The sequence below is a fragment of the Pseudarthrobacter sp. SSS035 genome (genome assembly GCF_023273875.1).
Classification (GTDB): domain Bacteria; phylum Actinomycetota; class Actinomycetes; order Actinomycetales; family Micrococcaceae; genus Arthrobacter.
On record NZ_CP096882.1, the window covers coordinates 1,077,978 to 1,102,893 of the forward strand.

The 24,916-nt window shown below is 65.5% G+C and carries 21 protein-coding genes and 1 tRNA gene; 8 read left to right on the forward strand and 14 right to left on the reverse strand.

Going from position 1 to position 24,916, the window contains the following annotated elements; translation table 11 throughout:
• Positions 1-147: 147 nt before the first annotated feature.
• The 4 genes from MUN23_RS04850 (at position 148) to MUN23_RS04865 (ending at position 7,970) form a co-directional block, all read left to right on the forward strand.
• The gene (locus MUN23_RS04850; RefSeq protein WP_248762370.1) at positions 148-1,620 is read left to right on the forward strand and encodes a HAMP domain-containing sensor histidine kinase; all 1,473 of its coding nucleotides are present in this window, start codon (positions 148-150) and stop codon (positions 1,618-1,620) included.
• A complete protein-coding gene (locus MUN23_RS04855; protein WP_248762371.1) occupies positions 1,617-2,315 on the forward strand; it encodes a response regulator transcription factor in 699 nt (232 codons plus the stop codon). Before MUN23_RS04850 ends, MUN23_RS04855 begins: the two co-directional genes overlap by 4 nt.
• A gap of 78 nt (positions 2,316-2,393) precedes the next feature.
• Positions 2,394-2,837: a hypothetical protein gene (locus MUN23_RS04860; protein WP_248762372.1), complete on the forward strand. Its 444-nt coding sequence runs from the start codon at positions 2,394-2,396 to the stop codon at positions 2,835-2,837.
• Between the two features lie 114 nt (positions 2,838-2,951).
• Positions 2,952-7,970 carry a peroxidase family protein gene (locus tag MUN23_RS04865; protein WP_248762373.1) on the forward strand — a complete coding sequence of 1,673 codons (5,019 nt, stop codon included), beginning with the start codon at positions 2,952-2,954 and terminating at the stop codon, positions 7,968-7,970.
• A gap of 761 nt (positions 7,971-8,731) precedes the next feature.
• Here MUN23_RS04865 and lepB read toward each other — a convergent pair.
• From lepB to MUN23_RS04890, 5 genes are all read right to left on the reverse strand, one after another.
• Positions 8,732-9,223: a signal peptidase I gene (gene lepB, locus MUN23_RS04870; RefSeq protein WP_256468745.1), complete on the reverse strand. Its 492-nt coding sequence runs from the start codon at positions 9,221-9,223 to the stop codon at positions 8,732-8,734.
• Between the two features lie 65 nt (positions 9,224-9,288).
• Complete coding sequence (locus MUN23_RS04875; protein WP_248762376.1) at positions 9,289-10,899, reverse strand: multicopper oxidase family protein; 1,611 nt, start codon at positions 10,897-10,899, stop codon at positions 9,289-9,291.
• 126 nt (positions 10,900-11,025) lie between these two features.
• Complete coding sequence (locus MUN23_RS04880; RefSeq protein WP_248762377.1) at positions 11,026-11,538, reverse strand: hypothetical protein; 513 nt, start codon at positions 11,536-11,538, stop codon at positions 11,026-11,028.
• A 34-nt stretch (positions 11,539-11,572) separates the two neighbouring features.
• The gene (locus tag MUN23_RS04885; RefSeq protein WP_248762378.1) at positions 11,573-12,094 is read right to left on the reverse strand and encodes an Hpt domain-containing protein; all 522 of its coding nucleotides are present in this window, start codon (positions 12,092-12,094) and stop codon (positions 11,573-11,575) included.
• A 149-nt stretch (positions 12,095-12,243) separates the two neighbouring features.
• Entirely contained in the window at positions 12,244-12,735 is a 492-nt protein-coding gene (locus MUN23_RS04890; RefSeq protein WP_248762379.1) for a hypothetical protein, read from the reverse strand.
• A 63-nt stretch (positions 12,736-12,798) separates the two neighbouring features.
• On the opposite strand from MUN23_RS04890, the gene MUN23_RS04895 reads away from it, so the two are divergent.
• Together MUN23_RS04895 and MUN23_RS04900 are read left to right on the forward strand one after the other, a co-directional pair.
• The gene (locus tag MUN23_RS04895; protein ID WP_248762380.1) at positions 12,799-13,782 is read left to right on the forward strand and encodes a hypothetical protein; all 984 of its coding nucleotides are present in this window, start codon (positions 12,799-12,801) and stop codon (positions 13,780-13,782) included.
• 36 nt (positions 13,783-13,818) lie between these two features.
• Entirely contained in the window at positions 13,819-14,004 is a 186-nt protein-coding gene (locus MUN23_RS04900; protein ID WP_058930046.1) for a hypothetical protein, read from the forward strand.
• Positions 14,005-14,024: 20 nt separating this feature from the next.
• On the opposite strand, the gene MUN23_RS04905 is transcribed toward MUN23_RS04900, so the two are convergent.
• The 9 genes from MUN23_RS04905 to MUN23_RS04945 all read right to left on the reverse strand — a co-directional run bounded on the left by MUN23_RS04905 (position 14,025) and on the right by MUN23_RS04945 (position 23,782).
• Positions 14,025-14,504, reverse strand: coding sequence for a hypothetical protein (locus MUN23_RS04905; RefSeq protein ID WP_058930047.1), 480 nt, complete (start codon positions 14,502-14,504; stop codon positions 14,025-14,027).
• A gap of 8 nt (positions 14,505-14,512) precedes the next feature.
• Positions 14,513-15,205 carry a bacterial proteasome activator family protein gene (locus MUN23_RS04910; protein WP_248762381.1) on the reverse strand — a complete coding sequence of 231 codons (693 nt, stop codon included), beginning with the start codon at positions 15,203-15,205 and terminating at the stop codon, positions 14,513-14,515.
• Positions 15,206-15,304: 99 nt separating this feature from the next.
• A complete protein-coding gene (locus MUN23_RS04915; RefSeq protein ID WP_248762382.1) occupies positions 15,305-15,508 on the reverse strand; it encodes a YbdD/YjiX family protein in 204 nt (67 codons plus the stop codon).
• Complete coding sequence (locus MUN23_RS04920) at positions 15,505-17,808, reverse strand: carbon starvation CstA family protein (protein ID WP_248762383.1); 2,304 nt, start codon at positions 17,806-17,808, stop codon at positions 15,505-15,507. Before MUN23_RS04920 ends, MUN23_RS04915 begins: the two co-directional genes overlap by 4 nt.
• Before the next feature lie 200 nt (positions 17,809-18,008).
• Complete coding sequence (locus MUN23_RS04925) at positions 18,009-18,293, reverse strand: DUF1540 domain-containing protein (protein WP_248762384.1); 285 nt, start codon at positions 18,291-18,293, stop codon at positions 18,009-18,011.
• Positions 18,294-18,432: 139 nt separating this feature from the next.
• The gene (locus MUN23_RS04930) at positions 18,433-21,330 is read right to left on the reverse strand and encodes a hypothetical protein (RefSeq protein ID WP_248762385.1); all 2,898 of its coding nucleotides are present in this window, start codon (positions 21,328-21,330) and stop codon (positions 18,433-18,435) included.
• A gap of 1 nt (position 21,331) precedes the next feature.
• A complete protein-coding gene (locus MUN23_RS04935) occupies positions 21,332-22,069 on the reverse strand; it encodes an ABC transporter ATP-binding protein (protein WP_104063317.1) in 738 nt (245 codons plus the stop codon).
• Entirely contained in the window at positions 22,066-22,677 is a 612-nt protein-coding gene (locus tag MUN23_RS04940; protein WP_248762386.1) for a PadR family transcriptional regulator, read from the reverse strand. Before MUN23_RS04940 ends, MUN23_RS04935 begins: the two co-directional genes overlap by 4 nt.
• A 121-nt stretch (positions 22,678-22,798) precedes the next feature.
• A complete protein-coding gene (locus tag MUN23_RS04945) occupies positions 22,799-23,782 on the reverse strand; it encodes an NAD(P)H-quinone oxidoreductase (RefSeq protein ID WP_248762387.1) in 984 nt (327 codons plus the stop codon).
• A gap of 109 nt (positions 23,783-23,891) precedes the next feature.
• Between MUN23_RS04945 and MUN23_RS04950 the strand changes: the two genes are divergently transcribed.
• Positions 23,892-23,979 (forward strand) — tRNA-Ser (locus MUN23_RS04950).
• Between the two features lie 148 nt (positions 23,980-24,127).
• Positions 24,128-24,895 carry a VOC family protein gene (locus tag MUN23_RS04955; RefSeq protein ID WP_248762388.1) on the forward strand — a complete coding sequence of 256 codons (768 nt, stop codon included), beginning with the start codon at positions 24,128-24,130 and terminating at the stop codon, positions 24,893-24,895.
• Positions 24,896-24,916 lie beyond the last annotated feature (21 nt).

The window sequence follows — 24,916 nt, forward strand, 5'->3', positions numbered from 1 at the left end:
AAGGCGGTCCCCCTAATTTTGTGTAAAACAAGGCACAGCAGCGGTTTGTGACCTGCTCTGGTGCAGGCAACCAATGTGACGGGGAACCAGATGAAACCGCGGTCCGCATTCACCCAAAAAGTTTCCGCCGCGCTACACACCAAGTTGGTGAGCGAGGGCTGGCACGGCGTTCGGGCGGAACTGCGCACTGTCCGCTTTCGAGTGCTGGCCACGGTCCTGGCTTTCTTGGCGGCCGGCCTGTTGGTCACCGGCATCACCACGCTCGCCCTTGACCTGCGCAACCTCAACAGTAGCGTCAGCGAGGAACTCCTGCTTCAGTCCGGACGGCTCCGGAACATCGTGGAGCAAGGTGTTCCGGGCGGAGGGTCCTATACCTCCCTTGACGGGCTGTTCACCGTCTTCCTTCAGGGCGACGCGCCGGGCAGGTACGAATCGGTGATGGCCACGGTCAAGGGCGGTAACACCTTCCTGCCTGCCGGCGAGCAGCCAAGCAATCTCGCTACGCCCCAATTGCTCGAAACAGCGCGCGCCGAGCACGTTGAGAACCGAACAGTCTTCCATGACATGACGCTTGACGGGCTGACGGTGCGCCTGGCCATCACGTCCGTATCGCTGGAAGACGGAAACGACAGCGGGATCTTGGTGGCAGCGAACGAAATCGGCCGGCAGCGGGAGCAGATGATAGCGTCCTTCGGCACCTTCGGAGTGGCTTCGCTGGCCACGCTGCTGCTGGCGGGAGCCGTGGGTTTCGCGGTGACGGGCCGGCTGTTTGTTCCGGTCCGGCGCCTTCGTCAGGCCACCGAATCCATCACCTTCGAGGACCTGAGCAGCCGCGTTCTCGTCCCGCCCGGCGACGACGACGTTTCGCAGCTGGCAACAGACTTCAACCGCATGCTGGACAGGCTGGAAACGGGCATCGCGGACCAGCGTCAGTTTGTGGACGACGCCAGCCATGAACTAAGGACACCCCTGACTATCATCGGCGGCCATCTCCAATTGCTCCAGGCAGGAGACCCGCAGGAGGTCAGCGAGACCCAAGTCCTGCTCCTGGAGGAACTGGACCGGATGCAGTCTCTGGTGGATGAGCTCCTGTTGCTGGCAAAAAGTGGCCGCCCGGACTTCATCCGGTTGGACTGGATCGACGCCGACTCCTTCCTTGAAGCGGCCATGGACAGGATCAAGGTCCTGGCTGACCGCCGGTGGCAGATCGACAAGATGCCCGGCGGGCGGTTTCGTGCGGACCGCAACCGCCTCACCCAGGCGGTGGAACAGCTGGCGGTTAATGCAGTGCAGTCCACGCGGCGGCATGACGTCATTTCCCTTGGCGCAGCCTGGACCGGGACTCCGGGAGGCACGGCGCCGCCCGGACATCACGAACATTCGGGGGCCGGCGTCGAGATCTGGGTGGCTGACTCCGGTTGTGGCATCAGCACTGCGGACCAGGAACGGATCTTCGACCGTTTTGCCCGAGCCGGGGTATCACGGGGCAAAGAAGGATCGGGCCTGGGGCTGCCGATCGTCAAGGCCATAGCCGAAGCACACAGTGGAACGCTTCGGGTGACGTCGCGGGTCAATGAAGGCAGCCGGTTTGTGCTCTCACTGCCGGGAGGAACCACATGACACGGATACTGATCGCCGACGACGAACCACGGATCGCGAGCTTCATCGCCAAAGGGCTCACGGCGGCTGGGTTCACCACCTCGTCGGTGGAGGACGGCATCCGGGCGCTGGACTACGGCAGCTCCGGGGAGTTCGACCTGCTCATTCTGGACATCGGCATGCCCAGGATGGATGGCTTCGCTGTCCTTTCGGCGTTGCGTGCCATGCACTGCACGGTTCCGGTGATCGTCCTGACAGCCAAGGATTCCCTGCAGGACACGCTGGCTGCGCTCAACGGCGGCGCGGACGATTACATGACCAAACCCTTCCGATTCGAGGAGCTGCTCTCACGGATCCGCCTGCGGCTGCGTGACACCCCTGGGTTCCAGGGGGCACCAGTGCCCACAAGCGGCGACGTCACCTTGGATGTCGATCTTCGCAGCGCCAAGGTCCGTGGCCGGACCGTGCCGTTGTCCGCCCGGGAATTCGCCATGGCCCGGGCGTTCATGGAGAACGAGGGCAGGCTGCTCACCCGGGAACAGCTGCTGAGCCGGGTGTGGGGTTACGACTTTGACGGGTCCTCCAATGTGGTGGACGTCTACGTGGGGTATCTGCGCAACAAGCTTGGCCCGGAAAGATTTCTGGCTGTCCGGGGCGCCGGCTACCGCTTTGTAGCCGTCCCTGCTGCCGCGCCCCAACCCTCATCCGGTGCATGAGAGCTCTCTCATAAAAGTCTCAACCCCCTCTCACCGTGGCCCGGCAGAGTGGAAGCACAACCAAGAAAAGGCGAACCGATGAAAACACTTTGGTACCTCCCCCTCGCAGCCGTAGTGGGTGCGGCGAGTCTCACCGTCTGGGCCCAGGCCAACGCAGGCCCGCCCCCGGCAGTGTCCCCTGGGGTGGTAGTGGTGGGCGACGTGAAGTCCGGCAGCGGCACTGTCAAAACCGAGGACTCGCCGGCCCTGCTCCCCACTCCAGCCCCCACGGCCAGTATCACCGCCGTGCCTGGCCATGCGGCCCCGCAGACGCAACTCATCCCGGCCGAACTGCAAACGTACGCGCCAGTGCAGGCAACCGCCGACGCAACGCACGACCTCGGCGACGACAAGGGCGGGCTCCGGGCTCCCGGCGTTTCCGACGACGGCCCCACTCACGACCAGTTCGATGACAAGGGCGGGCTCAGGGATGAAGGCGTCTCCGACGACGGCCCCGGCGACGATAAAGGCGGCAAACGGTAGCGCCTTTTGTCCGCACCAAGGTTTTCCCTAGGAAGCCCCTAGGAGGCCCCTCCACCATGGGCTTGTTTCGTCGACTCGACTGGGAGTCGACCCTACTGGGGGAGCAGATTCAGGATGAAGGCCTTTTCGCGGAAGTCGACGCACGCGGCCCACAAGAAAACCACGGGTGCGGGCCTTCGGGTCCTGGCCGCATCAGGGGCACTGGCTTTGGCCGCTTCCCTGGGCCTGCCGCCTGTTGCGGCAAACGCAGTGCAAGCTCCGGTAGGCGCGGGATTCACCGTGACACCTGCCGACTTGTCCTTCATTCTGAAGCAGATCAAGATCGCCGAGGCCCACGTAGCCAACACCACGCCAGAAACCGGGCCGTGCGGGGCGCTGGTGGGAACCGGCCCCAACCAGCTTGCCAGCCCGCTGCTGTCCCACGGCCTGCGTACGGTTGACGGAAGCTGCAACAACCTCCAGCCGGGCCAGGAGACTTTTGGCGCGTCAGACCAGGTGTTCCCGCGCCTGGGATCCAAATCCTTCAACGCCGCAGAGAGCGGATCCTTCGGCGGGCCGCCCGCAGCCACGAGCTACACACAGAAGTCCGGCAGCGTCTTCGATTCGCGGCCGCGCACCATCAGCAACCTGATCGCGGATCAGACGTCCACCAACCCGGCAGCCGTGGCCGCGGCCGGCTTCCCGGCGCGGACCCAAGGCAACGAAGGCGTGGTGCCCTGCATCACCGATCCCAACCCTGACGTGGCTCCCCCTGTCGCCGCCGCACCGGACGGCTGCGTGCCATCGCACAACACACTGTTCATTCCCAACGTGACCACCGACGTCGGACTTTCACCGCCCTACAACTCCCTCTTCACCCTCTTCGGGCAGTTCTTCGACCACGGCATCGACCAGACCGTCAAGGGCGGCGGCACTGTCTATGTTCCGCTCAAGGCCGACGACCCGCTGATCGCCGGACCGGACCACGTCTTCGGCAACGCCGATGACCTCAATCCGTACATGCGCTTTATGGTCCTGACGCGTGGTCAGAACCAGCCCGGCCAGGACGGTGTTTTGGGGACCCCGGACGATGTCCAGGATGCCCTGAACACCAACTCGCCCTGGGTGGACCAGAGCCAGACCTACTCCTCGCACCCCTCGCACCAGGTCTTCCTGCGCGAGTACGCCAACAACCCGTCAGGGCGCCCCGTGTCCACGGGCTCGATGCTGGGCGGCCCTGCGGGTACGCCCGCGGCGGGCGGCATGGCCACCTGGGACGGCACCAAAAAGCAGGCCCGGGAGATGCTCGGAATCCAGCTGCTGGACAAGGACGCCCTCAACGTCCCCATGCTCGCCGCCGATGCTTACGGAAAGTTCATCCCCGGACCGGAGAACGGGCTCCCGCAGTTTGTCACGAAGTCCGGCCTCGTAGAGGCAGACAGGACCGCGAACGACGGGCGCGGAACGCTGGTGCCCCAGGACGTGCTGTACTTCAGCACACCCTTCCTGACCGACATCGCGCACAACGCCGACCCGTCACCGCAGGACACCGACCACAATCCCGGCACACCGCCGGTTCCCCCGGCCCCGGACGCCAACAACACTGCTTCCGCCGATTTCGCGAGCCAGGCCCCCGGCACCTACGACGATGAGATGCTGAACGCGCACTTCATCGCCGGCGACGGCAGGGTCAACGAGAACATCGGGCTGACCGCCATCCACCAGGTTTTCCACTCCGAGCATGACCGCCTTGTCGCAGATATCAAGCGGGTCCTCGGGAACGACACCTCGGCCAGGGGCGTTGCCGCCCTGGCCGAATGGAAGCTGGCCGACGGCGCAGACGGCTGGAACGGCGAACGGCTCTTCCAGGCCGCGCGGTTCATCACGGAAATGGAGTACCAGCACCTGGTGTTTGAGGAGTTCGCCCGGAAGATCCAGCCTGCCATTAACCTCTTCGAGCCCTTCGCTTTCGCCCAGACGGACATCAATCCCGCGGTGAACGCGGAATTCGCCCACGCCGTATATCGCTTCGGCCACTCGATGCTCACGGAAACCATCTCCCGCCGGAACGAGGACAGTCCGGGAGCCGACGGCGGGTGGGGAACCTCGGACGACGTCAGAGGCTCGCAGAACGATGTGTCGCTGCTGGAAGGGTTCCTGAATCCGCCCGCCTACACCGACGGCGGCCCCGCCGGACCCCTGACCTCGGAGGAGGCCGCAGGCAGCATCATCATGGGAATGTCGGACCAGGTGGGCAGCGAACTGGATGAGTTCGTCACCGACACGCTCCGCAACAAGCTGCTGGGGCTGCCCATGGATCTGGCCGCGATCAACCTGACGCGCGCCCGGTCGGAAGGATTGCCCACGCTGAACGCGCTGCGCCGGGAACTTCACGGCGCAACCAACGACAGCCAGCTCAAGCCGTACACGAACTGGATCGATTTCGGCGAAAACATCAAGCACCCGAAGTCCCTGATCAACTTCGTGGCCGCCTACGGCACTCACCCCTCGATCGTCTCAGCCACCACCCTGGAGGCCAAGCGGACAGCCGCCCGGCTGATCGTCAGCCCGGACGCTCTGGCCGGCGAGGTTGCCCCCGACGATGCCGTGGCGTTTATGAACAGCATCGACGGCTGGGCCAGCATTGGAAGCTCATCAACCACCGGCCTCGACGACATCGACCTGTGGATGGGCGGCCTCGCCGAACGGACCAATCTGTTCGGGGGCCTGCTCGGCAGCACGTTCAACTACGTCTTCGAAAGCCAGATGACCGATCTGCAGAACGGTGACCGGCTGTACTACCTGGCGCGCACACCCGGGATGAACCTGATGGCGCAGCTCGAAGGAAACTCCTTCGCGGAGATGATGATGCGCAACACCAACGCACAGTCGCTGAAGGCCGACGCCTTCGCCACTGCCGACTGCAAGTTCGAGCTGAAGAACCTCCACGGAACGGCTCTAGCCTTCGCGTCCGCCGGCAACGCCGTCGCGGACGATCCCGCGTCGGAGTGCAACGAGTCTGCCCTGCTGATCCGCATGCCCGACGGCACCATCAAGTACCGCGCTTCCAACTCAGTGGACCCGGCCGGAATCAACGGCCAGGCCGTGTACAACGGATCCGTCAATGCCGACCGCATCCACGGCGGTGTGGACAACGACACCATGTGGGGCGGCTTGGGCAACGACGTCATCGAGGGAGGTGACGGCGCCGACAGCGTCCTGGGTGGCGACGGAAACGACATCATCACCGACCTGGCCGGAGATGACATCCTGAAGGGCGGGCCGGATAATGACGCGATCGACGGCGGCCCGGGCCTGGACATCCTCATCGGCGGGGACGGGAGGGACTTCATCAACGGCGGGGCGAACTCGAATGAAACCTTCGCCGGTGAAGACGACGACTTTGTGATTGCCGGTGAAGGGTTGGACGCCGTGTTCGGCGGTGGCGGGAACGACTGGGTGGAAGGTGGCGACAGCCCGGACCTGTTGATCGGTGACTCCAGCAACCTGTTCTTCCTGGACGACTCCCAGAAGCCCGGCAACGATGTGCACATCGGCCAGGGCGGCGACGACGACTACGACATGGAAGGCGGGGACGACATCGGCCTCGCCGGTCCGGGCGTCGAGAAAGTGGCCGGCGCGTCCGGCTATGACTGGGAAATCGGCCTCTACGATCCCCAGCCGCAGGACGCCGACCTTGCCCTCCCCATCGCGCCGCTGGACATCCTGCAGGTAGGCGTCCGCGACAGGTACAACGAGGTAGAAGCGCTCTCCGGCGGCCCGTTCAATGACGTGATCCGGGGCGATGACCTCATTCCCAGGACTGTGGGCGGTGGCGGCTTCATCGGCTGCGATGTCCTGGACCAGGCCGGAGTGGAGCGGATCAGCGGGCTCAACGAACTCATCCCGTCCTTGCCGACACCCATCGATGAGGTGGTCAATGCCTCCGCATCCAAGGAATGCCCGGTGCTGACCGGAACGCATGCGTGGGGCGAAGGCAACATCCTTCTGGGCGGCGGCGGCAGCGACGTCATCGAAGGCCGCGGCGGCAACGACATCATCGACGGCGACCGCTACCTCAGCGTCCGGCTCAGCGTCCGCAGGGACGCGAACGACCCGTCCACTGAAATCGGCAGCGCCACCTCGATGACGGCCCAGTACCAGCGGAACGCCGACGGCGGCCTCACGGGACCGACGCTCCAACAGGCCGTGTTCGCAGGCACAGTGGACCCCGGCAACATCATTGTTGTCCGGGAAATCCACACCTCCGCCGAAGGAACGGACAGCGCGGTCTTCTCCGACTTTGAGTTCAACTACACCATCACCACAACCGGCGGAGACGGCACCATCGGCTCACCCGAATCTGTCACGACCGTCCAGCACAACAACGGAGAGGATGGGACCGACACACTCTACAACATCGAACAGCTCGTGTTCGGGGACGGGACCGGCGGGAACGGCGGGGGCAACGACGACGGGATCGGCGACGAGGTCGAAGACGACGAGATCGACGAGGTCATTCCAGGCGATGGAGAGGTGACCGTGATCGTCCCGCCGACGCCTGGCACGGAGCCCGCCCCGGTCCCCGCACCAGTGGACCCTGCACCCGCCCCAGCCCCGGCTCCCGTCCCGGACCCGGTACCAGCGCCCGGAGGCTTCTCCGTCCGGACCGTCGATTCCACGGGAGCCCAGGTGGGTGACATCCAGACGGCTGAAAGTGGTGCCACCAGGATGGTGGTGCGCGGCCTGGAAAACGGTGCCGCCTACCGGTTCCAGGTTGCCCCCGCCGGCGGCGGCAACGAACCCCAGTTCTCCGATTTGAGCGAACCCGTTGTTCCCGGTGCCACAGAGGACCAGCGCCGCACCTTGGACCCGGGCACGGCGGGGCCGTTGGCGGCGGGACCCGGGACGGAGCAACCGCTGGCACAGGTACCCGGCGCAGCACCTTTCGAGGGCCCCTTCGGTACCGCCACGGCGATCACGTTGGCGGCACTGGCCCGGTACCTTTTGACCGATCCCGGCACCGCGGTCCTCGCCATCACTACCGGTGGCCTGCTGGCTGCCTGCGGCTTGCTGGCGTTCAAACTGTACCGTTCCCGGTCCAACGCCAGGAGGGCACTGTCCAAGGAAGCCAAGAGTTCCACAAAAGCCTGAGTGCCTGGAGTACGCACCCTGCGTCCTGCCAATGCCAATGCCAATGCCAAGGGTGGCCAACCCCCAGTTAGGGGCGTAGGCCACCCCGGCATTGTCATCGGGCTTGACCTTGGAAATTGGGAAACCCCAAGGTGCGATATACAGGGTTCCCCCAGCATCCACTGAGTACCGTCGCAGCATGTTTACTTGCTCAGTCCTTCGGTGTACGAATCCCGGCTCCGCCTTCATGGCAGGTAGCCAAAACGCAGCTGCTGGTTATCACGAGGCCTTCGTCTGTGCTGAGCACAGAGCGTTGATCGAAGCCGGCTCCCCCTGGGACATGGAAGGGCGCAATGTCCTCATGGGCCGGGACCTGGCGCCACTCCTCGAGCATTGGTCCGCCCGTCCAAGCGTTGGGTCTGAGGGCTTCACTCTAACCCTTGACATTGCGGGCCAGATCAAGCCTTTTGAGGTTTTCCTGATGCCGACCGAGGTAAGGACGTTGTCCACGTTCATCGACGCGGCCAATGGCGACCGTGGCTGAGCCTAACGGTTCGCGGCGGAGCCTCCTCGGCTCCACCTTGCGGGAAGCGTCCGGCACATTCGTCCCGGAAGGTCGCCACCTTCGCCGCAGGGCCGACGTCGTAAATTCCGGACCGCTCCCCGTTACCAAGGTTTCCGCAAGTTCGCCCTGGCCCGGTGACCGCGCAGGCTCTTCCGCGCCGGTGGCGGCGCAGGCTCTTCCGCGCCGGTGGCGGCGCCACCGCGTGGACACTTGAACCCTACTTCTGGCCCGTCAACAGAGTGCCTTGGATCGCCGTCAAAGGCACGGCCCCGAAGTCCCTGGAGTCGATAGACACACCGCGATTATCGCCCAGCACAAAGACCCTTCCCGCGGGCACCTTCACAGGCCCGAAGTAGGTGCCGTCGATGCGGCTGTGGTCTACAAAAGGCTCTGGCACGGCGACGTCGTCGACGTACAGTTCCGAATCGCGGATGGCAACGGTCTGCCCCTCCCCGGCTATGACCCGCTTGATAGCTGTGTGGCCGTCCAGTGGGCTGGTGAAGGCAACCACTACGCCGTTCCGGATCCGGCCCGAAGCGGCAGCCGGCTTGTAGAGGAGCACGACGGCTCCCGTGGAAATGGTCGGCACCATGCTGTCCGACGAAACAATCACAGGTTCCACCACCCATGCGCGGGCGGCAAGTACCACCAGGCCAGGTATCAGCGCGACCACAAGGAGGCGGGGCCACGGCCCGTTATCCGACCGCACCTTTAGCCACGGCAGGCGGCGGCCCGGGAGCCGCCGCCTGCCGTGGCGCGCTACTTGTGCAGTCTTCAATCCTTCTCGTCGTCCCATCCAGCCTTGGCCGCTGTCATGGGATCGTAGGGGTCCACGTCGGTCTGCTTCAGGCCCACCCGGAACTGGACCATCATGTCGTGGTCCTCGTGCGGCAGGTTGTGACAGTGCATCATGTAGACGCCCTTGTGGGGGGTGAACTTCATCAGGAGCCGGACGGTCTCGTCCTCACCGACGTAGACCACGTCCTTCGGGCCACGCTCGTAGGCGAAGGGCGCCCTTCCGTTGCGGCTGAGGATCTGGAAATCCACCAGGTGGATATGAAGCGGGTGGAACCAGCCGCCCGACTTGTTCTCGATTTCCCAAATTTCCACCGAATTGAGTGCGGGCTCAGCAACGACTCTTTTGTAACCGCTGGCGATGACGTCCTGCCAGCTGTCTTCGTTGATGGTCCACATGTTGGTGGTGTCGTTCCGCTTGACCCGGAACCTGCGTGTTTTCACGGATTGCCCTGTGGTCAGCGACATGGGCTCGCTGCCGACCAGCGTGGTGGGGATCCGGTTCCAGGTCGGGTCCGAGGTGTCCACCGGCTCATCCGTGACATCGAACGCCATGATCCTGTTGGTGTAGTCGTAGTCCACGTTGTTCTTGTTGGACAGATTCCGGAGTTCGATCCGCTGCCCCGTCTTGTACTTCCGGAAATCGATGAGGACTTCGTAGCGCTCCGACCCGGCGTGGCGGTAGTTCGCCACGCTCTGTGCCACCGGGACCAGGCCGCCATCGGTGCCGACCACTACCAGGGGATCGCCGGTGTTGAGCGCGGGCCGAAGGGAGCGGGAGATCGAAGCGTTGAGGATCCGGAAGCGGTACACGCGCTTCTGCACCTTCATGACGGGCCAGGGCTTTCCATTGACCAGGATCACGTCCCCCCAGAGGCCCGAGTGGCTGTTGTCGTCATAGCCCAGGGACCCGTTCGCGGCGAACATGGCATCACTGACGGTCACCGCGACGTCGTAGCGGCCCTGCGGGAGCAGCTGCCGTTCGATGGGATCGTGCAGGTGGTACTGCGCCGCGAGCCCGGAATAGGCGTTCAGGGCCGTGAAGTGGACGCCATGGTCGTGATACCACAGCGTGCGGGCCGGCTGGAAGTTGGGGTAGTTATAGTCCTTGTAGAAGCCCGGGTGGGTGATGTCACTGGCGTAGCCGTCATATTGCGGCAGCGACGCGGACCCATGCAGGTGGGTGGACGTGGAAAGGCCGTGCCCGTCCAGCGCATGCTTGGCCGGCAGCTTGTTGCGAACCCTCACGACGGCTTTTGTGCCCTGGTCCAGGCTGATCGTCGGCCCCGGGAACAACCCGTTGTAGCCGAGGATGGGTGTGCTCAGCCGCGGCAGGATACTTGCCATGGCGGCCTTCTCCGTCACCCGGTAGTAATTGACGGGCAAGCCGTCCGTGGGATCCATGCCTGTGGCATACGGCTCAAGGACGGGAGCCTGGACGAAGGGGACCTGGAATGGCCGCGGCATCTCACTGTCACTGAGCCGGCTCGCAGACTTGGCCTCCACAGATCCCGTCGGCAGCATGGCAGCGCTTGCTCCGAGGGCTCCGAGTCCGCCGATCAACAAAACCTGGCGGCGTGAAATTGACATGGCCGTTCTCCCTTGTTCAGTACCCCGACTGTGCCGTAACCGGCTTGGAGATTTCCTGCGCAGGGTTCCCCAATTCTTGGAGAAACCCTGAAAGCGTCTGTAAATCCCCAGAAACTAACGGACATGCTATTTGCCGCCCCGGTGGTGTCCGGCGCCTAGGGACAGTCCGGGTCCCCCGGGCAGTTCCAGGGTCAGATCGATGGCACGGTCCGGCAGCTCGAACACGAGCGTGGCGTTGATGCTTTCCCCTTGCCGTGCCTCCGCAGGAGCAGGTGAAAACCAGACCGCTTTCCACTCCCCTGTGCCCAGGGCTGAGACGGCGTACTGGGTCGGGTCGAAAGCCAGGCCGTCCTGGTCCATTGCAGTCAGCTCCAGCAGTATGCGGACGCGATGGAGTTCTTCCCCGGGTGGACTGGCGAGCTCCGAGGACTGGACGGGGGGCACCCAGCCGTCGACCTCGGTAGGAATTACTCCGTGGATTCGTGCGAGTCCGCCGTTGAGGCTGGCTGATGCGCCCAACATGGCAGGGGGCGTCCGTGGCGCGGCCATCAGGATGCTGGCGATCAGGGTCCCCACGATGGTTAGCAAAATTGCCGGAACAAGTACCTTCGTGCGCTTGTGCAATGCTGTCGATGCCATACCGGCCAGTCTCCTGCCGGCTCCTAGGGAATCCCTAGGAGCCGGCAGGACAGCCAGCCGATAGGGTCAGCGTTGGAACGAAGATCGTCCGCGGTCGCCTAGCTGTGTGGAGGTGAGCCTCGAGAACGAAGGAAGTTTGTACGGCACGTTGTTTGATTCGCTGTAGATGGTCCACCGCGAGCCGGGGCAGGACAACAGACGGAGCAGCGACGCAGATACCTTCACGTTGGGCCACCTCAAGGCCGTGGGCAAGGGTCGCGAGGCGGCCGGCGCCCACCATCTGGCTGGCGCTTTTGAGGCTGAGGACCGCATCCATGGCGCCAACCGTATCCCCGGTAGTCAACGCCAGACGCAGACTTTCGATCCTCAGAGGCAAAGCCGTGATGAAGTTCTGCACAAACACTCTCCACACTTCGAACTCGTGGAGGTCTTCGCGCAACTTGTCCAGCACTTTATGGTCCAAGAGGGGCTGCGCAGATTCGTCGAGGTTGGTCGAGGGTGATGTCCCGCCTGCCTGGCAGCAACCCATCTCGTAATGTGGGGTGGTAGTAATCATGCTTCGGACAGTACGGAGTGGATGTTGGGGGAACCCTGCAGGCCGGCTTGTGGTTTCCTAGCGTGGTCCAACGTCGACCGCACGCCTGGTGTGTACCTGGCCCGGCCGCTCAAGGGACTGGCCTGGCGCCCTCGCCGCTTCGTTGTTTTCTAGGGCACCGTAAGCTCCACCGGCGAAGCTTCCACGGGACCGCCGCACTGGGCCGACACGCCCACCCGCTTCCAGTCCAGGTCGGCTTCCTTCTCGGCGAGGACCTCGCCCGTGGCAGACAGTGCTTTAGCGGTCACGTGGTCAGGGGAGCTCATGCTGACGGTGAACCGCCAGGTATCGGCGTCGATCCTTTCAGCGTAGAACGGGGCCATGGTCGGCTGGGCTTCCGGAGTGGGCGAGGCCCTGGCATCCAGCGGTGTTGTCATGACAATGCGCGGTGCTGCCGTCCCAGGCTCCGGTCGCAACTCCGAACAAGCGCCATCGGCGCACAGCTGCACGGTATCCACACGCGAGACGCCACCCGCCAGTTCAACCGTGATGGAGTTGACCCACCCGATGGCCGGACAGACGTTCGAGCAGCCGGCAACCGGGATGCAGACTGCCAACATCAGAACGGCCGGCCGGACAAGGAGCCCCCACACTCTTCTCATGCGGCCAGTCTAGGCGGCATACATGCCCTTCGGCTCAGGAGCCCGCCCCCTATGATGGCGAGCATGGATGACAAGGCGCTGACGGCTATCGCGTTCGAACTGTATGCCCTGCCTTTCGAGGAGTTTGTGGCTGCCCGGACCGCCGCAGCCAAGGCAGCCGCCGGTTCCGGGAAGGAGCTCCCGGCTGCCGTCAAGGCCTTGCCAAAACCGTCAGCGGCGGCCTGGGCCGTCAACATGCTGGCCATCCATGAGCCAGGAGTGCTCGCGCAGCTTTCCGAGCTCGGCCAACGCATGCGGTCGGCCCAGGCATCCCTCGACGCCGCCGCCCTCCGGGAACTGGCGCGGGAGCGCCGCACCCTGCTGGGGACCGCCGTCGACACCGCCCGCGCTGTTGCTGAACGCCAGGGGCGCAGCATCAGCGCCACCATCGCCGCCGACGTCGAGCGGACCCTGCAGGCGATGACCGCCGACGAAGGTGCCACTGCCGCCGTCCAGAGCGGACTGCTGGTCCAGGCGCTGTCCGCCGACGGCGTGGACACGGTTGATCTCGATGGGGCCGTGGCGGTGCCCGGGGCCGTAGCGGTGCCGCGCGCCACGCCGCTGGGCCGTCCCAAACAGCCACCGGCCACCGTGCCGGAAGAAGAAGAACGGACGACGGCGGAACCCGGCACGCGCAGACCAGCGGACCAGCCGCGGCTCAAGGCTGTCCGGGAGACTCCGCGGCCGGCGTCCCCCTCGGCGCTGGAGAAAGCCAAGGCTGCCTTGGGCGAGGCCACGGCAGCCGAAGAGGAGTTCGCCCGGCTGGCCGCGGACCGGCAAAGTCAACTGGCGGACACGGAGGCCGAAGTCGCGGACCTGACCCGCGAAACACGTGAGCTCCGCGACCGGCTCAAGGCCGCGGAGGAGCGGCTGGACAGCGCCAGGAAAAACCTGGGCACGGCGGCCGCCGAAGCCAAGCAGGCGGCCCGGGCAGCCGATAAGGCCAAACGTTCGGCCATGCTCGCGCAGGAGCGCGTGCTACGCCTGGGCAACACGCGGGACTCATGAACGGTTATTGTCAGACCCCGGTTGCAGACTGGATTTATGGAAAACCAACTTGCACAGGAATTTCACGTCACGTACTTCGACGCCGATTGTGGCCGGATCCGCAGTGAAATCTTCGACTCACTGAGGGAAGCCGAGCGTTTCGCCAGCCGGAACTGCGGCACCGAGGAATCGTGGGCCGTCATTGACGCTGTTGCCGTGGGGCAGGCCAGGATCGCCGCCTGAGGCTCAGCCGGAAATACCGCTCAGCCGGAACGGCTTTCGGGCTGGCCGCCGGCGGCGGCATCCTCGGCGAGCCGGCGTTCGGCGTCGGCCACCTGCTCAAAGACTGATTCCGCGCGGCGGCGCACCGAGGCCGCCCCCACGGGGACGGGACCGACGGCGAGCCGCAGCATGGCGGCTGCCTCGGCAGTGGTGGCCAGTGAATTGCCTGCCTTCGACAGCGACCGGTGCACACCGGCCAGGTCCCCAGGAATGTCCAGCCCCTCGCTGGGCGAACGTCGCTGGGCCTCGACGCAGACAACACGGACACGTTCCAGAAGCCCCGCCAGCTCGTTCGCGACTTCCACCAGTTCCGCATAAAGCTGCTCGTCTTCGACACCTTCGAGGACCTGGTGATAGCGGTCCAGGCCACGGTGGAAACGATCGTGGGCGCGGCGCCAAAGGCCCTTGCCCAGCTCAGCATCGTCCTTGCGCCCTTGGCGGGCGGCAGTAAAGAATCCCACGCAGGAACCTAGAGGTACTGGCCGGGACCGCGGTCCGGGTCCTCCGGCCGGCCTGACGGCACCGGACCGGAATGCTGGCCGGCAGCGGCCCTCTGCGGCTCGCCGTTCTCCCCGATAACCACACCAGGGGCGATCATGGTGCCCGGCGGAAGCTGCTTCAGGTGCAGCTGCGAGGCGGCCTGCTCCCGTGCGGCGTGCTGGGCGGCGATGGCCGTCTGGATCCCGTGGAAGAGGCCTTCCAGCCACCCCACCAGCTGCGCCTGGGCGATCCGAAGCTCGGCGTCGGACGGTGTGGTGTTCTCCGGGAAGGGCAGGCTGATCCGTTCCAGTTCTTCAACGAGCTCCGGTGCCAGCCCGTCCTCCAGCTCCTTGATGGAACGTTCGTGGATCTCGGCCAGGCGTTCGCGCGCGGCGTCGTCCAGTGGAGCCGACTTAACCTCCGCCAGGAGCTGCCGGATCATGGTGCCGATCCGCATGACTTTCGCAGGCTCGTCCACAAGGTCCTGCAGGTTGCTGCCCTTGGCCTTGCCCCCGAGTGACGTGCTCGACGCCGCCGGGCCGGTTGTGACCGGGCCAGCAGCACCGGGGCCAGTGCCGGCTCCAGCCGGGCTGGCCGCAGCCGGCACGGCCGTTTCGCCGTTGTCGAGGGTCCTGCCCTCAACGGGGACATCATCAGGCTGAGTGTCTGTCGGATCGCTCATGCGTTCATACTCTCACGAGCGGAGGACGGACAGCCCAGTCGATGAAGCGGCCCGGCAGATGAAGCCGGCCAGCCGACGAAGGCTGGCCGGCCGTCAGCGTCAGCAGCACCGGCCCTGCGGGTTGGAGTCCTGGCGGTCCGTCCGGTCCCGCCAGAACTCGCGTTCCGTCAGCGGTGGCTCCCCATGTCCGGCGGCGTGGTGGTGGTCCAGGTACTTGGCGTACGCATCAGCACCGAGCACGCCGCCGAGGTACCGGGCGAAACCCCGGAACCCTGTTGCCACCGCGGCCAGACCGGTGCTCATTTGTGGTGACCTGCCCTTTCGAAGCGCAAATCGGCCGGCAGCTTGTTCCACTCGGCCTCCAGCTCACGTTCCGCGGGTGTGGGGATCAGCCCGGCGGGCGCGAAGACCTTCGAGGGCCGGGCCTCGTCCTCGTTGTCAACGTTCGGCAACCCAGCGGAATGATTGCGGAAGGCCTTGATGGTGGCCACCAGTGCCATGGCGATGACGATAATGCTGAGCACCACAAAGATGACGGACAGCCAGCCCTGGATCGCGGTGTTGCGCACCACGGCTTCCATAGCGACAACACTCTTGGCTGAGCCGAACTCCGTCTTGCCGTCGGCGAGCGCCTTGCTGAAGGCGGCATTGTTGGCAAAGTAGCCGACGGCCGGCGTGGACGAGAAGATCTTCTGATAGCTCGCGGTGATAGTCACCACGGCGGCGAACGCCAGCGGTACAGCCACGATCCAGAGGTATTTGAAGCTCCCCCGCTTGGCGACGATGGCCAGGCACACGGACAGCGCGATCGCGGCCAGCAGCTGGTTGGCGATGCCGAACAACGGGAACAGCGTGTTGATGCCACCCAGCGGATCGGTCACGCCCATGAGCAGCACGGCACCCCAGGCGGCCACCATAACGGCGGTGCACAGCCAGGCTCCCGGACGCCACGAGTGCTCCTTGAACTTCGGGATGAAGTTGCCGATGGAATCCTGCAGCATAAAGCGCGCCACGCGTGTACCGGCGTCCACTGCGGTGAGGATAAACAGCGCCTCGAACATGATGGCGAAGTGGTACCAGAACGCCATCAGGGCCGTGCCGCCGATGAACTGCTGCATGATGTGGGCGAGGCCCACGGCAAGTGTGGGCGCGCCGCCGGTCCGGGACACAATGCTTTGCTCCCCGACGTTGGCTGCCGTCTCCGCGAGCATGGCCGGGCTGACGTTGACCCCGGACAGGCCAAGGCTGTTGACCCAGGCGGCCGCGGTTTCCACCGTGCCGCCGGTCAGGGCGGCCGGGGCGTTCATGGCGAAGTAGAGCCCGCGGTCGATGGAGATGGCCGCGACCAGCGCCATGATGGCCACAAACGACTCCATCAGCATGCCGCCGTACCCGATGAAGCGGGTCTGGCGTTCCTTCTCGATCAGTTTCGGGGTAGTGCCCGAGGAGATCAGGGCATGGAAGCCGGATAGCGCCCCGCAGGCAATGGTGACAAACAGGAACGGGAACAGGGCACCGGGGAAGACCGGCCCGTTGTCCCTGCTGGCGAACTCGCTGAAGGCCGGGACAGTGATCTCCGGGCGGACCACGATGATGGCCAGTGCCAGCATCACGATCACGCCGATCTTCATAAACGTGGAGAGGTAATCGCGGGGGGCCAGGAGCAGCCAGACCGGAAGGATCGCGGCGATGAAGCCGTAGACAATGAGGCCCCAGGCAATGGTCACCTTGTCCAGGGTGAAGAACGCGGAGCCCCATTCGGTCTCCGCCACCAGGCCGCCGCCGATGATGGCGGCCATCAGCAGCACAAAGCCGATCAGGGAGACTTCCATGATCTTGCCCGGCCGGATGTAGCGCAGGTAGACGCCCATAAACAGCGCAATCGGGATGGTCATACCCACCGAGAACACGCCCCACGGGCTTTCGCCCAGGGCGTTAACGACGACGAGCGCGAGGATCGCCACGATGATCACCATGATGAGCAGCGTGGCGATCAGTGCTGCCGTGCCGCCGATGACGCCCAGTTCTTCGCGGGCCATCTGGCCGAGGGAACGGCCGCCGCGGCGCATGGAGAAGAACATCACCAGGTAGTCCTGGACGGCACCTGCGAGCACAACGCCGATGATGATCCAGATGGTGCCGGGGAGGTAGCCCATCTGGGCCGCGATGATGGGTCCGACCAGCGGGCCGGCACCCGCGATGGCGGCGAAGTGGTGGCCGAACAGCACGTTGCGGTCCGTGCGGACATAGTCCTTGCCGTCAGCCTTGTATTCCGCCGGCGTGGCGCGGCGGTCATCCGGCTTGGTGATGAGGCGTTCGATCACCTTGGAGTAGAAGCGGTAACCGATCAGGTAGGTACAGACCGAGGCAAAAACGAACCAGATCGCATTGACGGTTTCACCCCGGACGATGGCCAGCATGAACCAGGCGACGCCGCCCAGCAGTGCGATGGCTGCCCACAGGGCGATCTTGGCCGGGGTCCATTTCTTGTCCTCAGCCTCGCGGACGGCCTCATCCACTGCCGTTGGCGGAAGCTTCGGATCCGCGGTCAATGGGCCGCTTCCTTTCCCTGCACGTACCGGTTCGTCAGGCCTGCTGGCCATGTCTCCTCCTTGAGAATTGGTGCTTCAGTGAGTTGCTCAAAGGCACCCTACCAACGCCGCACCAACGAGGAGGCGGCATTCTGCCCGCGCCGTGTGTCATTGCGGTGAACGGCGGGCGGGAGGCGCCGAGCGCACAAAAGCCCCCGTTCAGGGTTTCCTGGACGGAGGCCTTGGTGACTAATCCCGGGCGGGAGCCGTGGCTACGCGTGTGCGTAAGTGAGGCAGTCCGCGTTGTCAGCGCCGGGGCCCACATGGACTTCGGAGGCGTTGCACATCAGGTGGTCGTTGTGGATGCACTCGGAGCGCTGGCAGGCTCCGACATCCGCCAGGACCTTGGGCAGCCCGCCGTGTGTGCCGGTGTCGATAAACGTGGCGCAGCTGGCGTGGTCTTTGCTTCCGCCAACCGTGATGGCGTGGGCCGTACAGCCTTCGTGGTCATTAAACGAGCAACGGGTAACACTGCAATCGGCAACATGTGTTGTCATAAGAGGTTCCTCCGTACTTCGGCCGTCCGGGACGGACGGCGTCCTGGGTCCCACCGTAGGCCTGTTGGACCCAATCAAAAAGACCCAACTGTGTGACCTAATTCCGGTGCTCCCCCGCTCAGCTGCCCCGGCAGACCCCTCAGGTACCCACCTCCCGGCGGGACACCGGAAGGCTGGCCCGGGTAAACAGCCACGCCAGGGCCGCACCTGTGAGCGGCACCGCGATCAGCAGCGCCACGAGCTGGGGCCAGGGCACGACGGCGGTCCGCCCCATCCCGGTTGCGGTCACCATCAGCACCGCCGGCACTATCCCGGCAACACTGCCCAACACGGTTCCGAGACCCGCCGTCATCAGTGCCTGCGAACCTGCGAGCGCCTTCCGTAACCGTGGGGCGGCGCCCACTCCGGCAAGGGTCACGTGGTCCTTCCGGGAGTCCGCCATGGACAGACCCGTGGTGATCCCTGCTGCGCTGAGGGTGATCAGCGCTCCCAGGCCCACGATGGACCAGAGGATCAGCGAGTCGTCCTGCGCAGGTCCGCGCTCCACAAGCGGAGTCCCGTAGCGGTCCTTGTAGATTGTGCCAAGCGCTCCGGACATTTTGTCCATCTGGGCGGCATCAGGATAGGCGCTGAACTGAACCAGCAGAGAGCTGCCATCCACGCGCATCCCGGCCGCCGCGGCAGCTTCCGGGGACACCACGCCGTAGTACTGCACCTTAACTGCCGGCTCCAGCACGGCCGCAGCAACCGCCGTCCGCCCCGTCTCCACGTAGCCCTGGAAGACACCCGTGGCCGGATTGACCGGAGCGGGCTTCCGCATGTCCTGCGCCACCAGGGACGCCTGCCCGTCACGGACGAACACAGGGTTGGTCACCACCATTCCACCGGCCGCCAGCACGTCGCGGGCTTCGGCCGTAGGCACTGTTCCGAACAGCCTTTCCACGTCATCGGCAGTTCCGACGATGATGGATTTAACACTTCCCTGCGACTCGTAGGGACGCATGGCTCCCTGGCAGCGCCAATCCTCCGGAGCCAGGACACGGCCGCCGGCCGTCACGGGACACGCGTTGCCTTCCGGTGTGGCCAACGAATATTGCAGGCAGCTCGCGGTCGGCGTCTGGGCGGGTGACGCGTCGGCCAGTTCCGGCCGCATATCGCAGTTCCGGGTGCTGGCCGTGCGCAGGACACTGGTCCATTCGACGGTGTCCACCGCCCCATCCAAGGCGGACGCCACCGCAGCAGGGTCAATCCGTACCGGGTCCGGCACTGTTCCGTCAGCCAGGGAAGGCTGCCACACGAACAAAGGCAGGACCGCCTGGTTCTGCAACGCGGACCAGTAGTGGTTTTTCTGCTCGTTCGCCTGCTGGCTGGCGGCCAGCACCATGCCGGCACTGGCCAGGGTGGCCGCGGCAAGGACGGCGGCAACGGCAGGAACAGTCCGGCTGCGGTTCCGCGAAGAGTCCCGGGCGGCCATGCGTGCGGCCAGCGGAAGGCGTCCGGCACGCTTGGCCAGGAATGCTACTACCTTGCCGGTCAGGAGAACCAAGGATGCAACACCCACTACCGCCCCGCCCATCAGGAACCAGACAATCACTGGAGTCCTTGAGCTGAACACGTCGGGGTCTTCGCTGCTGACGGCGAGCCACGTGCCGACGGCAAGTGCCACGGCGGCCACGCCCAGCAGGACAGCACCCACCACGGTGGACTTCCTGCCGGCCGATGCCGGGGCCCGCCCAGATTTGAGCGCGCCCAGAACGGCCTGGCGCGCCACCTGCCGTGCCGGGGCCAAGGCAGCCAGCAAGCACGCCGCGTAGCCCATGACCATCACCAGGACCGTCAACAAAGCGTCCGGATGGAAGCCCGGGAAACGGACCGATCCGTTCAGGCGTGCCACGATCACCACCCCGGCGGCGGCTACCAGTCCCACCGCGGCGCCGGCCGCCACGCCAAGGCCGCCGAGCCACAGGCCAGCCGCCATCACCACCGAGCGGATAGTGGGGCTTTCGGCCCCGGTCGCGGCGAGCAGGGCCAGCTCCCGGACCTGCCCCTTGGCGCCCACGGCAAACGCGGCTCCCGCCAGCAGGCCCACCTCCAGCAGTGCGAGGGCGCCCAGGAGCGCCCCGGCCGCGTAGGTGGCGAGCGGGATCGACTCGCTGGACGAGGTCCCTGCGCCTTCCGGCCAGCGTTCGTCTTGGGACGGGGGATTCAGCACCACGGACCTGGACAGCACGGTGACTCCCACGGCGTTGGCCGCCAGGATCTGGCTCCAGGTCACCGGCTTGGAGCCCACCAGGTAGTACATGGTGGACGTGACGGTTGCCGCCGCAGCGGCCGGAGCCGCGGAAGGTGACGAAACCGGAATACTTACGTCGCCCTGCCCGGGCTTGAGGTAAACGATGGAGTTGCTGTCCGAATAGCCCGCATCGCGGAGGGTTCCGACCGCAACAAACGTCCCGGCCGACGTCGTCAGTTCCTCCCCCAGTCCCAGTCCGAACCGCTTCAGCAGCCCGGGTGACACCAGCATCTCGGCGTCAGACCCTGGGGCTCTGCCGTCCAGCAGCGTGTATTTTCCGGCAAATGCCGGCGCGATGGCGTCCACTGCCCGGCCCACCACACGCACGTGCGCCGCCCCCGACTCGGCGGTGAGGTCGAGGGTGGATTCCGTGAGGACGTCGTAGCCTGCCGGAATCGCGTCCTGCGGATCAGTCGGCGTGAAGTCCGGGTTGTTGGCCCAGTCGCTCGTGGTGATCTGCAGCTCTTCGACGGGGTGCTGGACCATGACCCCGTTGGCCATAGGCATGGGTCGAAACCGCGCCTGCGTGGTGCCGAGCTCGTACTGCACGCGCTCGGCGGCGGTTTCCTGGGTGCTCTGGACCAGGGTGACCGCCCCCGTCATTGCGGCCACGGGGAGCATGATCAGCAGGATGATCAGCAGGGAGCGCCCTTTGTGGCGGCGGATATCGCGCCGCGCCATCCGCACGGCGACGCGGAAAGCCTGCCGGCGCCCGCCGGGCGCCGGTGCGAGGGTGAGTGCCACGTCAGTGGCCGGCCTGTGTGAGGAGCATGGCGGGATCGTGCATGGCCGCTGCCTGGTCCACGATCCGGCCGTCCCGGAGGAACACCACGCGGTCAGCCCACGCGGCATGCCGGGCCTCATGGGTCACCAGCATCACGGCCGCACCCGCATCGGCACGTCCGCGGAGCACTTCCATCACGCCGTGGCCGGTGGTGGAATCCAGGGCTCCCGTGGGTTCGTCGGCCAGGATCAGCCGGCGGTCGCCCACGATGGCCCGCGCGATGGCCACGCGCTGCTGCTGTCCGCCGGACATCTGGTCCATAAAGCGGTCCGCGAGTTCCGGGATGCCCACCTGCCGCAGCGCATCGAGGGCCTGGCGTTGGGCCTTCCGGGTGGCCGTCCCGTCCAGCTCCAGCGGCAGCGCCACATTCTCGGCAGCCGTCAGGGTGGGGACCAGGTTGAAGTCCTGGAAGACATAGCCGACGGCGCGGCGGCGCAACCGGGCGAGTTCGTTAAGTCCCAGCCCGCCCAGTGGTGTTGATTCCACAAAGACACCGCCTGACGTCGGCCGGTCAAGTCCCCCGGCCAGCGCCAGGAGGGAGGATTTCCCGGAGCCTGACGGACCCATCACGGCGACGAACTCGCCGGCTCTGATACTGAGGTCGACCTCGCGCAGCGCGGCGACCGCCGTCGCGCCTTCACCGAACGTCCTGCTGACCTTGGCGAGCTCCAGGACCTGCTGCGGCCCCTGGACGCTCATCGGCGCATATCCGCGATGAGCGGGGCAGCCTCTTCCACAGTGACCCCGTTGGACGATTTACGTGAGGTGGCCTGGCCCGCGGTCTGCGCCTGCTGCAGCATCCGAGCCTCGCAAAGATCCAGCCAGCGGACCTCCGCTTCCGTCTGGAAGATCAGCGAATCCAGCACAAGCAGCCAGGCCGTATCTGCCGCCCGCTGGTTGGCGGCCGTGTCGCGGCGGGCCTTGGTGTAGTCCTGCAGCGCCCGGATGGACGCTACGCGCTGGGCCTGGATGATGGCCTGCACATCCACGCCCGGCAGCGTGACCGCGAGCGCCAGCTTGATGGCCAGCTCGTTCCGGGGCGGATTGTTGCGCTCCACGGGGGCGGCAAACCAGTTCTGCACTTCCGCCGTGCCGGCGGCGGTGATGCTGTAGACCACGTGGCCTTCGCCGTCACTGCCGTCATTGCTGACCAGGCCGTCGCGTTCCAGCCTGTCCAGCGTGGTGTACACCTGCCCGATGTTCAGGGGCCAGGTGGACCCGGTGCGGTTCTCGAACTCAACCCTGAGCTGGTAGCCGTAACGCGGCTGGTCCTGCAGCAGGGCAAGGAGGCTGTGGCGGATGGACATGATGCTCCTAGCGGTGGCGTCAGCGTCGGGTATGCACGGACCCCCAGGACCCGTGCATACCGCGTATAGAGTGAGGCTAGCCCAGTCCGCGGCGCAAAGCAATACTCAGTATCTACCCCGGTTACATAACAAGCAGGATTTTGCCCACATGGTCGCCGCTGTCGAAGTAGCGGTGGGCGGCCGCGGCCTGGTCCAGCGGGAAGGTCTTGGCCACCAGCGGGCGGATCCGGCCGTCCGTGATGAGGGGCCACACGGATTCGCGCACGGCGTTCATGATGGCGCCCTTTTCCGCCACCGGGCGTGGCCTCAGGGCCGTGGCAACCACTGCCGCGCGCTTCCGCAGGAGCTGGCCAAGATCCAGCTCACCCTTGGCCCCGCCCTGCAGGCCGATGACAATGAGCCGGCCGTAGTCTGCGAGCGCATCAACGTTCTGCGCCAGGTATTTGGCACCGACGACGTCGAGGATCACGTCGGCCCCCTTCCCGCCGTTCTGCCGCCGCAGGCTTTCGGGAAAGTCCTCTTCGGTGTAGTTGATGGCGATGTCCGCGCCCAGGAAAGCCTTCGCGGTCCCCACCTTTTCCGCTGTTCCTGCGGTGGTGGCCACTCTGGCTCCGAAGGCCTTGGCCAGCTGGATGGCCATGGTGCCGATCCCGCCGGTGGCGCCGTGGATCAGGACCGTCTCGCCGGCCTGCAGCTGCGCCGTCATGATCAGGTTGGAGTAGACCGTGGCTGCGACTTCCGGCAGCGACGCAGCGGTGACCACATCAACGCCGTCGGGAATCCGCAGGACCTGCTCCGCCGGCACCGCAACCTGCTCCGCATAGCCTCCGCCGGCCAGCAGCGCCACCACCTTGTCACCGACGGAGAATGCCTTGGTGACGCCGGGACCGAAGCCGGCGATCCGCCCGGACACTTCCAGCCCGGGGATCTCGGACGCGCCGGGCGGCGGCGGGTAGAAGCCCCTGCGCTGCTGCACGTCCGCCCGGTTCAGGCCGGCGGCGACAACGTCGATCAACACCTCGCCCTGCCCGGGCACCGGCGCGTCCACTTCGCGGACCTCCAGAACCTCCGGACCACCGGGTTCTGCAATGTAGACGGCTTTCATGGAGAACTCCCGTTTTCTAGCTGATTCGTGCCCCAGAACCAGTGTGCACCGGACGCACGGCAGACTCTGTTTTGTTGCAGCCAACTGCCTATGAAACACTACTCGTTAGGGAAGGTTGTCCGAGCGGCCGAAGGAGCTAGTCTTGAAAACTAGTGTGCGGTAACCCCGTACCAAGAGTTCGAATCTCTTACCTTCCGCGAATGGAACCCCGGTACGCCACATGATGGCGGACCGGGGCTTCTTCGTTTAACCGGCCCATGGGCCGCCAGGGCGAAACCATTGAAACTGTCGGAGCCCGGACATAGGGTCGTTCCTGTTGCCACCCATCGACAGAAAGAGCTCATCATGCCTGCACCCGAGATCACCCCCGGCGCACCCTGCTGGATCGACCTCATGACCTCAGACATCACCAAAGCCCGCGAGTTCTACGGCGAACTCTTCGGCTGGGAGTACGAGACCGGCGACGAGGAGAAGTACGGCGGCTACACCACCGCACGGAAGAACGGCAAGACCGTGGCCGGGCTCATGCAAAAGGATGAGGACCAGGCCGGCATGCCTGACGTCTGGTCCACGTACCTGCGCTCGGACGACGCCGAGGCCACCGCGTCCGCCGTCGCGGCCAACGGCGGCCAGGTCTACATGCCGCCCATGGATGTTCCGGAACAGGGCCACATGGCCATCTTCGGCGACGCCGCCGGCGCGGCCATCGGCGTATGGCAGCCGCGCGAGATGAAGGGATATGAGCTCGTAGCCGAGCCCGGCGCTGCGGCATGGCACGAGCTCCACACCAAGGACTACGACGCCGCCGTGAAGTTCTACGAGGAGGTGTTCGGCTGGGATACGGATGTTATGAGCGATGCACCGGACTTCCGGTACACCACCCTGGGCGCCGGGGACTCCGCCAAGGCCGGCATCATGGACGCCTCCGGGTATCTGCCGGCTGACGTTCCGTCCAACTGGCAGGTCTACTTCAACGTCGAAGATGCGGACGCTTCGATTGAGAAGGCCGTTTCGCTCGGAGCCATCGTCATTGACGGGCCGGAGGACTCTCCGTTCGGCCGGCTCGCGTCGCTGGCCGACCCCACCGGAGCCATGTTCAAGATCATCGCATAAGTAAATTCCTTCGACGAAATA

Coding starts and splice junctions, on each gene's coding strand:
- MUN23_RS04855 (WP_248762371.1), top strand. CDS start 1,617: ATGACACGGATACTGATCGCCGACGACGAACCACGGATCGCGAGCTTC.
- MUN23_RS04860 (WP_248762372.1), top strand. CDS start 2,394: ATGAAAACACTTTGGTACCTCCCCCTCGCAGCCGTAGTGGGTGCGGCG.
- MUN23_RS04865 (WP_248762373.1), top strand. CDS start 2,952: ATGAAGGCCTTTTCGCGGAAGTCGACGCACGCGGCCCACAAGAAAACC.
- MUN23_RS04875 (WP_248762376.1), bottom strand. CDS start 10,899: ATGTCAATTTCACGCCGCCAGGTTTTGTTGATCGGCGGACTCGGAGCC.
- MUN23_RS04880 (WP_248762377.1), bottom strand. CDS start 11,538: ATGGCATCGACAGCATTGCACAAGCGCACGAAGGTACTTGTTCCGGCA.
- MUN23_RS04885 (WP_248762378.1), bottom strand. CDS start 12,094: ATGATTACTACCACCCCACATTACGAGATGGGTTGCTGCCAGGCAGGC.
- MUN23_RS04890 (WP_248762379.1), bottom strand. CDS start 12,735: ATGAGAAGAGTGTGGGGGCTCCTTGTCCGGCCGGCCGTTCTGATGTTG.
- MUN23_RS04895 (WP_248762380.1), top strand. CDS start 12,799: ATGGATGACAAGGCGCTGACGGCTATCGCGTTCGAACTGTATGCCCTG.
- MUN23_RS04900 (WP_058930046.1), top strand. CDS start 13,819: ATGGAAAACCAACTTGCACAGGAATTTCACGTCACGTACTTCGACGCC.
- MUN23_RS04910 (WP_248762381.1), bottom strand. CDS start 15,205: ATGAGCGATCCGACAGACACTCAGCCTGATGATGTCCCCGTTGAGGGC.
- MUN23_RS04915 (WP_248762382.1), bottom strand. CDS start 15,508: ATGAGCACCGGTCTGGCCGCGGTGGCAACAGGGTTCCGGGGTTTCGCC.
- MUN23_RS04920 (WP_248762383.1), bottom strand. CDS start 17,808: ATGGCCAGCAGGCCTGACGAACCGGTACGTGCAGGGAAAGGAAGCGGC.
- MUN23_RS04925 (WP_248762384.1), bottom strand. CDS start 18,293: ATGACAACACATGTTGCCGATTGCAGTGTTACCCGTTGCTCGTTTAAT.
- MUN23_RS04935 (WP_104063317.1), bottom strand. CDS start 22,069: ATGAGCGTCCAGGGGCCGCAGCAGGTCCTGGAGCTCGCCAAGGTCAGC.
- MUN23_RS04940 (WP_248762386.1), bottom strand. CDS start 22,677: ATGTCCATCCGCCACAGCCTCCTTGCCCTGCTGCAGGACCAGCCGCGT.
- MUN23_RS04945 (WP_248762387.1), bottom strand. CDS start 23,782: ATGAAAGCCGTCTACATTGCAGAACCCGGTGGTCCGGAGGTTCTGGAG.
- MUN23_RS04955 (WP_248762388.1), top strand. CDS start 24,128: ATGCCTGCACCCGAGATCACCCCCGGCGCACCCTGCTGGATCGACCTC.